This is a genomic window from Verrucomicrobiia bacterium (genome assembly GCA_035946615.1).
Classification (GTDB): Bacteria; Verrucomicrobiota; Verrucomicrobiia; order Limisphaerales; family UBA8199; genus DASYZB01.
The window spans coordinates 1-8,924 of sequence record DASYZB010000033.1; the positions used below are offsets into that span (position 1 = coordinate 1).

8 protein-coding genes are annotated in these 8,924 nt (G+C 59.2%); 3 read left to right on the forward strand and 5 right to left on the reverse strand.

Annotated elements, in window-relative coordinates:
- From VG146_05170 to VG146_05180, 3 genes are all read left to right on the forward strand, one after another.
- On the forward strand, nt 1-253 hold a 253-nt coding region (locus tag VG146_05170), incomplete at its 5' end, for a glycerol-3-phosphate dehydrogenase C-terminal domain-containing protein (protein HEV2391739.1).
- A gap of 169 nt (nt 254-422) precedes the next feature.
- Nucleotides 423-1,358 carry a prepilin-type N-terminal cleavage/methylation domain-containing protein gene (locus tag VG146_05175; protein ID HEV2391740.1) on the forward strand — a complete coding sequence of 312 codons (936 nt, stop codon included), beginning with the start codon at nt 423-425 and terminating at the stop codon, nt 1,356-1,358.
- A 401-nt stretch (nt 1,359-1,759) separates the two neighbouring features.
- Complete coding sequence (locus VG146_05180) at nt 1,760-2,506, forward strand: MIP/aquaporin family protein (GenBank protein HEV2391741.1); 747 nt, start codon at nt 1,760-1,762, stop codon at nt 2,504-2,506.
- A 199-nt stretch (nt 2,507-2,705) separates the two neighbouring features.
- On the opposite strand, the gene VG146_05185 is transcribed toward VG146_05180, so the two are convergent.
- The 5 genes from VG146_05185 to VG146_05205 form a co-directional block, all read right to left on the reverse strand.
- On the reverse strand, nt 2,706-3,065 hold the full coding sequence (locus VG146_05185; GenBank protein HEV2391742.1) for a DUF190 domain-containing protein: 360 nt from the start codon (nt 3,063-3,065) through the stop codon (nt 2,706-2,708).
- Nucleotide 3,066: 1 nt separating this feature from the next.
- The gene (crcB, locus tag VG146_05190) at nt 3,067-3,465 is read right to left on the reverse strand and encodes a fluoride efflux transporter CrcB (GenBank protein HEV2391743.1); all 399 of its coding nucleotides are present in this window, start codon (nt 3,463-3,465) and stop codon (nt 3,067-3,069) included.
- Nucleotides 3,466-3,475: 10 nt separating this feature from the next.
- A complete protein-coding gene (locus VG146_05195) occupies nt 3,476-6,175 on the reverse strand; it encodes an AAA-like domain-containing protein (GenBank protein HEV2391744.1) in 2,700 nt (899 codons plus the stop codon).
- A gap of 31 nt (nt 6,176-6,206) precedes the next feature.
- On the reverse strand, nt 6,207-7,772 hold the full coding sequence (locus VG146_05200; protein HEV2391745.1) for an AAA-like domain-containing protein: 1,566 nt from the start codon (nt 7,770-7,772) through the stop codon (nt 6,207-6,209).
- Between the two features lie 233 nt (nt 7,773-8,005).
- Nucleotides 8,006-8,677 carry a response regulator transcription factor gene (locus VG146_05205; GenBank protein HEV2391746.1) on the reverse strand — a complete coding sequence of 224 codons (672 nt, stop codon included), beginning with the start codon at nt 8,675-8,677 and terminating at the stop codon, nt 8,006-8,008.
- Between the last annotated feature and the right edge of the window lie 247 nt (nt 8,678-8,924).

The following is an 8,924-nucleotide window of genomic DNA, read 5'->3' on the forward strand; positions in this document are numbered from 1 at the left end:
GTGGGCGGCGCGCGAGGAAATGGCCCGCACCCTCGACGATGTGCTGGCGCGACGCACCCGCGCATTATTCCTGAATGCCCGGGCGGCAATCGCAATGGCCCCAGCCGTGGCGCGGCTCATGGCGTCCGAGTTGGGCCAGGACGAGCCGTGGCAGCGCCTGCAAATCGAGACGTTCAACAAAATCGCCGAGGGATTTTTACCCCCCTGTCCCCAGAAAGGAACAGGAGGAAACGGAGAGAACGGAGATTTTTGAGACGTAATGCCTCAGTGACTACGGGGCTGCCGGCTGAAGCCGGCGTTCCGGACGCGCGGAACGCCGCCTTTAGGCGGCAGCGCCCGCCGTCACTAACCGATTACTTTGAAACACTTTTCGGCCATTGACTTTACCTTCCTCAGGGCGATACTGCTTTTCAGACTGGCTTATGAACCGGCTCCGGTCAATCGCTGTGCCCGGAAAAGGCTTCGGACCCGCCACGAGGTTAGGCTCCATTCCCGCATCTGGCCCAGGCGAAACCAGCGGCCCGGGATTTACGTTGATCGAGCTGCTGGTGGTCATTGCCATCATCGCCATTCTGGCGGCGATGCTGTTGCCGGGGCTGGCGCGGGCTCGGTCAAAGGCAGACTCCATCGCCTGCCGGAGCAATTTGCATCAAATCATGATCGGCATGAGCATGTATGTGCAGGAGGACCATGCTTACCCGGGGTACGACATGCCATGGATGACCCAAATCAAGCCTTACGTGAGCGTCTCATGGCCTGCAAACAACTACACTAATTCAGGTCCTGGAGATGGGGTCTGGACAGGCCCTCGACAGAGCGTCTATGCATGCCCTGGTTACAATCGCGTTCAAGGCATATTCTTAAGCACTCCTAATTCTTACAACACGTCGCGCATGGCGTGGATTGGAAGCTATGGGTACAATTATGGCGGAGCAGCCGGGCCCGGTTTAGGTGGTTCTGTTTTTCAGAATCCTCCAACAGGTGTGATCTATAAACCCCTTCCAGAAACAGCCGTAAGAAATCCCAGCGATATGATTGCGCTTGGCGATGCTGTTCTGTGGCCTGTCCCCCTTAATGCCAGCGCGTCTGATTACAACGAGCCGCCCAGGGGCAGTTTCATTCTGAGTGAAGCTTTCGATCCCGGTTTTGATCGCGAGGTCCGGGGTATGCCTGCAAATGATCCGGCTGTGATTGCAATCGCAAAGCGTCATGAAGGCCGATGGAACATAGGCTTTTGCGACGGGCACGTTGAGAACCTGCGAGCCAGCGATTTATTCGATCTGAGGAATTCGTTGGTCGCCAGGCGCTGGAACAACGACCATCAACCCCATAACCAGGGATGGGCTCCCTTTCCGTAGTGCTGGCGCGGTTGCTCCTCGCCTCGACCTGCCAAAACCCTTGCTCCCTCTGGCCGCAATGAACAATGAAAAATAGCGAATACTCGATGTTCAATGAAGCACCCGTACCTCGGGGCCATCTGCAAAGAGCTTGATTGCCCGCCTCTGATGGTCGGCGGAGTCGAAGATCCGTTGAACGGGCGCAACCTCTCCGAGGTTGGCTCGGCTGCGCGACATTTTTCCCAGGGTAGCTCCCCCGCCCTTTCTAATCCTCTCAACGCAAACGCTGATCACGGGACGGGTACTAGAAACAGGTTACCCCTACGGGGTTTGAACCCGCGGCTGGGTCTGGGTCCAAGCCGCCGAAAACCACCTGGGATTACGTCGTCGCCTACACTCTGTCATTGGCCCCGTCCATCTATATGAATGCATACCTCGCGGAATTCATCGGCACCGCCCTGCTGGTCACCTTCGGCAACGGGGTTGTGGCCAACGTCGTGCTGGCGCGCACCAACGGGAATAACTCGGGCTGGATTGTCATCACCGCCGGGTGGGCGTTCGCGGTTTTCATTGGGGTGTTTTGCGCGCAGTCCTTCAGCGGCGCGCATCTAAACCCCGCTGTCACCCTGGCGATGGCGGCGGCGGGGAAATTCGCATGGGGCAAGGTGGCCGGCTACATGGCGGCGCAATTGCTGGGGGCAATCGTGGGCGGGGCCTGGGTCTATTTCTTCTACCGCGAGCATTTCAAGCTGACCGAAGACGCCAACGCAAAGCTGGCGTGCTTTTGCACCCGGCCAAACATACGCAATGTGCCGCAGGCCTTTTTCTGCGAGTTGAGCGGGACCTTTCTCCTTGTCTTCCCTGTGTTCCTGATGACCGACGCCAAGCTCAAGCTGCCCTTTTTCGGCGCGGGAAGCGAAGTGACCATTGGCTTGGGGACCCTAGGCGCCCTGCCGGTTGGCCTGCTGGTTTTCGCCATCGGCCTGTCCCTGGGCGGAGTGACTGGCTATGCGATCAATCCGGCTCGTGACCTCGGGCCGCGCCTGGCGCACGCGTTTCTGCCTGTCCCAGGCAAACGGGACAACGACTGGGGCTACGCGTGGGTGCCGGTGCTTGCGCCGCTATTAGGCGGATTGCTGGCTGCGTGGGCCAATCGCCTGCTGTTATGAGGATGAGGGCGCTGAGAGGTAAACATGCAGAAAGGAACAGGAGGAAACGGAGAGAACGGAGATTCTTGAAACACTTTTGTGATGTGCGAGAAACCCTGATTGAGAATTGTGCATTGAGCATTTTACATTTTTCATTGCACGCAGCTCTTGCAGGATTCTCAGCGCCTCTGTTTTCTCTGTGCTCTCCTGTTTCCCCCTATCAAACTTGGGTTGTGGCGGCGGGCTCCTGTCCGGCGCGATAATGAATCACCTTGACCTTTTCCAAAGTAACCAGCCCGCCCTTCATCATCTCATCGAGGCAGGGGAGGAACAGGCGCAGGTTCTCTTCGGCATCGACAATTTCAATGACCAGGGGGAGGTCAAAGGAAAGGCGCAGGATTTTGGCGGTGTGGAGGCGGCTGGATTTGCCAAAGCCCATCGGCCCGCGCAGGACGGTGGCGCCGGCCAGGCGCATTTCGCGCGCCTTGAGAACGATGGCCTCGTAGAGCGGCTTGTGATGCCAGCGGTCGCTCTCGCCGATAAAAATCCGCAACAACATCGCATCCTGGGGCAGGTTCATTTTATGAGCCTTTCATTGGGTGAATTCTCAGGGCGATGACGTGCCCCAGCCAAACCGCGAATAGGCACAGCGCCACGCTCAGCAGAATGTTCAGGGAAGCATAGAGCCATTCTTTGTCCTGAGCCAGGTTGAAGGTTTGCAGGCTGAACGAAGAAAAGGTGGTGAACCCGCCGCAGACCCCAACCATGAAGAAAGTTCGAAAGGCCGGCGAGACCAGCGCGCGGCTTTCTGGCGCGGTGAGTTCAGCGAACAGGCCGATGGCGAACGAGCCGGTGACATTAATCACCAGGGTGCCGACGGGGAAGGTCTGGCCAAAGCGGTGCGAGATGAGCCCGTTGAGGCCGTAGCGGGCCATTGTGCCCAGGGCCCCGCCCAGAGCCAGCCATAGATACACAAGCATGCGCGTAATTCTACTCCTCAGCCGTGATGGCAATCAAGAACGGCGCAGCCTCGCTCATGGTCGAGACATAGTCCAGGGTAGCGATGGGGTTGTCGGGGGTGGGATTGACCCAGGTGGTCTTAAAGAGCCGGACGTACAAGCCGGCGCTGTTGGTAGCGCTCCACACAACCGAACTGTTTTTGAGTTGCGTCGATGGGTCCAAAGTCGAGTTCCAATCGCGGACATCTTCGCCATAAACAATCGGGATGGATTGCTGGCGGGCGTCGGCGTAGTGGAGGACGTAACTGCCGACCTGGACATGCTCGCGCTCCTGCCAGCCGCAGGCATGAAGGAAATGGAGCCGGTGGCAGGTTTGATCGATTTTCATGCCGGTAATTTGCTGCGGGTACTGGGACCGGACCCGCTCCAACTCGCGTCCGGAAAGCTGGACGATGCCGCGCACATCAAAAACCACTCCACCCAACTGCAACAGGCCGCTGGGAAGGATGTCGAGGCTGTTGCTGCTCATCATGCCCGGGCCGGAATGCCACGTTTGGACCAGGGCAGCGTTGTAATAGCCGGTCAGATCGATCAGGTTGCGCTGAGCTTCGGCTAAACGGGGCGGAATCAGCCTGGCAAACAGGCGCCTGGCCGAAGCCAGCGCCGTCAGGTCCGGGGAAGGAATGGCGAGCTGCGAGACCTGGTGGTCTTCAACGCGGGGCGTAAAATGGAAGCGTCCGCTCGAAGCCGGCTGGGTTGGGGCGCGTATGGCAGTATGCGCCTCGGTTAGGATGACGCTGGTGACGGGGACTGCCGAGGCATCCCCGAATAATTCCTTCGACCAGGCCGACAGGTCCATTCGGAGCTGGACGATCAGATGATTGGTCCGGTTGACCCAGGCCGTGACGGGAATCAACGTTCGGCTTGCGGCGATGTTCGTGATGCCTGCGCGTTCCAAAAGCTGTCCCGGGAGTTGCTCCCAGTATAAAAGGCGCACGGGCTGGCCTTGCCAGTCCGAACGCGGGCCGATGCGAAGGTTGCGGGTCTGAAGCAAGAAGTCATCTCCGCCAGGCGGGGCCAGGAGCAAGCGGTAAAGAGGGAGGAGGCGGACCGGGCCAACGGCGGTCCTGAGAGGAGGGGGCACGTCGAATGGCAGGCCATTGGTGATGGGAGTCAAAACCTCGTATTGATTGAGCCTGGGGGCATAAGCCCAGCGCCGGCGGCCATCGCTCACCAGCCGGATTTCAGACTCAGGCGAGTTGAATTCGCTGCGCAGCGCGAGGTTCAATTTGTCGGGCGCTTGGAACACGAGCGAACCGGAACCTTTGACGGGCACCGTTGTGCCCCCGAGCCCGATGTTGAAGGTATCTTCGAAATTGTCCTGGTAATCCTGGATATTGCGGTAAGCCGCTTGCAATTCGCGCGCGGTGCGCTGGGCCAGGCGATTATCGCGATAGCCGGCAAATACAGGCCCAAAGAACAGATAGGCCAGCAACAGAACGACGGCGGCGGCGAAGCCCACGAGCATGCCCCTGCGTGTGGCCCTGCGCTGGCGGCGCACCTCGGCCTCGGGCATATTGGTCTGGACCCAAAACGGGTCGAAGACCTGGCGATAAACCCGGTTACGGACCTGCAAATAACCATTGACCCCGCGGGTCACGCCCGAGAGGCGTAAAATGCTCACCTTCGGATTGGTCTCGTCATCGGGGACCCGCTGGCCTTCGTGGACCTTGCGGTATAAATAGAGCAGGCCCGCCACATCCCCTTCGCTGCGCAGGATGCGTTCGCGGACAAAGATCAGATTATCGTCGCGGTCGCGGGCCTGGCGGGAGAGGAACAGATGATGGGCCAGGAGGTCCACCGTGCGGGGCCGTGGAAGGAGCGGCGGAGCAACCGTGCCGGAAGCCGGTTCGAACCTGGGTGTGGAGAGAACCTCCGCCAAGGACCGGCAAAGGCGCTGGGTGAGATACGGATGGCCTCCGGTCCAGTGCATCACCCGTTCGAGTAATTCCTCTCCGAGGCGGGGATCGGTTCCCAACCCGCGCGCCAGGGGAGCGGCTTCTTGCGGGGTGAAATCGTTGAGCTCGATGCGGCGCCCTATATTGAAAGGGGTCATGCGCGTATCGCGAATGAGGTCTGTGGGCGTGGCCACGCCCAGCAACCCGAAGCCCAGGCGCGCGAAAGCCGAGTCGCGTGAACGGCGGTTGTAACACTCGCGGATGGCAGCGAAGAATTCGTCGGAAGAAAAGGGCAGGCTGCGCACGATGTCGATTTCGTCGATGAAGATCACGAGCTTTGCGGCAACGCGTGGGAGGGCGACAGTTTCGATGGCCATGATCCAACGCTGCAGCGGGCTCGATGCTGGATGGGCCTCTGCGAAAGCCAGCAGTTCATCTTCAAGCCCCAATTGCCGGCCCAGGCGTGAGAGCAGCCCGTCATACCACTGCTCGAGAGTGAGATTCTGGCCGATGGCCGTGAGGTCCAGCACCGCCACAGCCGCTCCCTCTTGTTGCAGGCGTTTGACGGCGCGCACCATCAATGAAGATTTGCCCATCTGGCGCGAGGTCAGGACGTAGCAGAATTCGCCGGCAAGCAAGCCCTGGCACAGGTTCTGGTCGGCCTGGCGCTCGATGTACGAAGGCGCGTCAGGCCGCAGGGTGCCGCCGGTCACATAGAACTCGGCGCCAACTGCAGTGGGCGAGTTGTTCAGGATGCCAGCGCCATTAGCCATAGGCTGGGGGCGAGTTTAGAAAAAGAAACGTTTAGAGCAGATGCCTGCGAAGATACATCGCGTAGAGTCGGCAGCGGGGCCGAGCCTCTTCGGGGATATGTCCCAAAACCAAACCCGCGCTGCGGAGGCGGTCAAAGCTCTCGGCAGTTGGGCAGGGTTCATTGTTCAAGACACCGCGCATGACCTGGCACAGGTCGGTATCGCGAACCAGCAGGACCAGCATTCGGCGGAGGTGGTCGCCGTAGAAGGCCTCGTCCCTGGCGGCCATCTCCTCGAAAGTATTGAACGAGTGCTTATGAGTGGCCAACTCGTGCAGCCCGCGCCGGACGAGGTACGGGTGGCCGCCCACCAGCCGGCAAAAGCGGTTCAACTCATCTTCCGAGCGGATTGGATTGTGGTAGCGGCGATTCAATTCGGCGACCTGCAGCGACGTGAAATCTTCCAAATCCAGCCGCGTGCCCACATTGAATGGGGATTGGTTAATGTCCGTGATGAACAAATGCGCTTCGGTAGCGTAGGCAATGGCAATGGTCAGCATCGACCATGGCCCCGCGGGGTCAAGCGCCCGTTCATTGTGCCAGGAACGCAACAGGCCGAACACCTCGCTTCCAAAGGGCGTCACAAAGAGCCGGTCCACTTCGTCCAGGCCCCAGGTCAGCGGCATCTTGGTTTGGTCCAGGACCTCGCGGCGGAGGAACCGTTCGAAATTGGCGTTGGGACCGCGGCGCGCGTCCCATGAGTCGGCTGGGGCGGCCTTGAGTTCCAGTTGATCGGCGATGGACTCTGCCATGCTGCGATAGAGGTGATCGACCGTCTTGAAATCGGCGGCGTTGAACTTCTGCAGGTCCGTCGAGACAGCCCGGGTCCCCTGCTCGCGGGCGAACTGCAGTCCGCGCGCCAGCAGTGAGGTCTTTCCCATCTGTCGCGCGCCTTTAATGAGAATGATACTATCGCGTTTGGAGATAGCCGCGCGGAGTTCGCCATCGGCTGGCCGGGTGATGTAGAACTGGGAGTCCAGGGGCACGGCGCCGCCAATGGCCTCCAGGGCCGCTGGGCGCGCCCTGGCCGTTGCGGCTTGAGAGGGAGGGCGCTTTTCTGCAGAAGGGATGGGAGCAGCGCTGCCATTGGCGTGGGCAGGACGCGCGAGCGTCTCAGGCTCAGGCAAATGCTTGAGCGCTTCGGCCAATTCCGTAACCAGGCCAAGATTATCCTGATCGCCTTCCCAGAGAAAGTACTGGATGGGGTCGAGGATGCTCGACAGGGGTTCAGGCAATGGCCCGGTATAATTTAGCCGGACGGGAAGCAATCGAGGCCGGCCCGCTTGCAGTTGGGATGCTTCATGGGCGGTCTCGACTTCGAAGCCGAGCATTTCACTGTGAATGGAATCGGCGGAAAGCACCGGGATGACCACATCGGCGGAGCGGATACGCGCCTCGATTTCCCGCGCCCATTCGACCCCCATTGTTAGATCGCGGTCCAGGAAAACCGAACAGCCATCGCTGTCGAGTTGGTTTTGGATAAGAGCGACGAGCGCCTCATCCCGATGGTTGTCGCGTTTATAAACCAGGACGACAGCGGTCTTCTTTGCAGTTGTCATAGGATCGTTTGGCTATCGAGAACCGTTCCATGATGTTTCACTTTCTGAACAGCGCCGCCCGAGACAAGGATGCCCCCGGTCGTTAGCCCGATTCTACTAATCCTGAATAAAAGTTCAATAACTTTTTTCGCTTTACAGCAGCAGGCCAACAGGGGAAGGGCAGATGGCAGCACAGGGGCGGTTTGAGAGCCCTGAACAGTTCTGAGGGGGACCTCGAGGAGAGTTATGGCGCTTTAAACGACAGCAGGCACGTTGCGTTCGACCATGCCTTTGGAGATGGCGTAGCGGGTCAAGCCGGCGACATCATGAATATTGAGCTTGTTCATGACCTGCTGGCGGTGTTTCTCGACGGTTTTTATGCTGATGCGCAGCTCGGCGGCGATTTGTTTGTTGGAGAAGCCTTCAGCAATGAGTTGCAGCACCTCGGCTTCGCGGGAGGTCAATTCACTGCCCCGCTTGACAGGTTGGCCGGTGGTGAAGGCCTGGCGGCAATGGTCGCGCAGGCGTTTGGCGATCGAGGGGCTAAAGAAGGCATTGCCTCGCTGCACTTCCCGGATGGCTTTTAACAAATCATTGGCGGCGGTTTGCTTGATCAGGTAGCCAACAGCGCCTGCCTGCATGAGCTGCTCGACGCATTCATCATCGCCATAGGACGTCAGAACCAGCACCTTGCAGGTGGGGACCGATTTGAGAATCTGACGGGTTGCCTCCAGCCCATTGAGCAGCGGCATGGCGACATCCATCAAGACGACGTCGGGTGGGGTCTTTCGGGCCAGCATCACGGCCTGGCGGCCATTTTCGGCTTCCCCAATCACCTCGATATCCTCCTCACAGTTCAGCAAGGCCCGCAACCCCTGCCGCACCACTGTATGATCATCCACAAGCAGAACGCCAATTTTATTCATAAAAGGTTCATGACTGCCGGGCAATATGACTGAAAGTGTTCCATATTAGAATAGGGTGAAACCCCCAAAAATCAATCGGAGAATCCAAGAATCCATGGGCGTTGCGCGTCTAGAGTCCTTGAATTCTGAAATTGTAGGTTGTTGAGTCACATTTCAAGCAGCGTGTTTTTGTTGGAGGAAGGTGAGGATCTGGCTTTCGAATTCACGATAGCTGCGGGCCAGTGGGGATTGGGCCAGGTCCTGGGGG

Coding starts and splice junctions, on each gene's coding strand:
- VG146_05175 (HEV2391740.1), top strand. CDS start 423: ATGAACCGGCTCCGGTCAATCGCTGTGCCCGGAAAAGGCTTCGGACCC.
- VG146_05180 (HEV2391741.1), top strand. CDS start 1,760: ATGAATGCATACCTCGCGGAATTCATCGGCACCGCCCTGCTGGTCACC.
- VG146_05185 (HEV2391742.1), bottom strand. CDS start 3,065: ATGAACCTGCCCCAGGATGCGATGTTGTTGCGGATTTTTATCGGCGAG.
- crcB (HEV2391743.1), bottom strand. CDS start 3,465: ATGCTTGTGTATCTATGGCTGGCTCTGGGCGGGGCCCTGGGCACAATG.
- VG146_05195 (HEV2391744.1), bottom strand. CDS start 6,175: ATGGCTAATGGCGCTGGCATCCTGAACAACTCGCCCACTGCAGTTGGC.
- VG146_05200 (HEV2391745.1), bottom strand. CDS start 7,772: ATGACAACTGCAAAGAAGACCGCTGTCGTCCTGGTTTATAAACGCGAC.
- VG146_05205 (HEV2391746.1), bottom strand. CDS start 8,677: ATGAATAAAATTGGCGTTCTGCTTGTGGATGATCATACAGTGGTGCGG.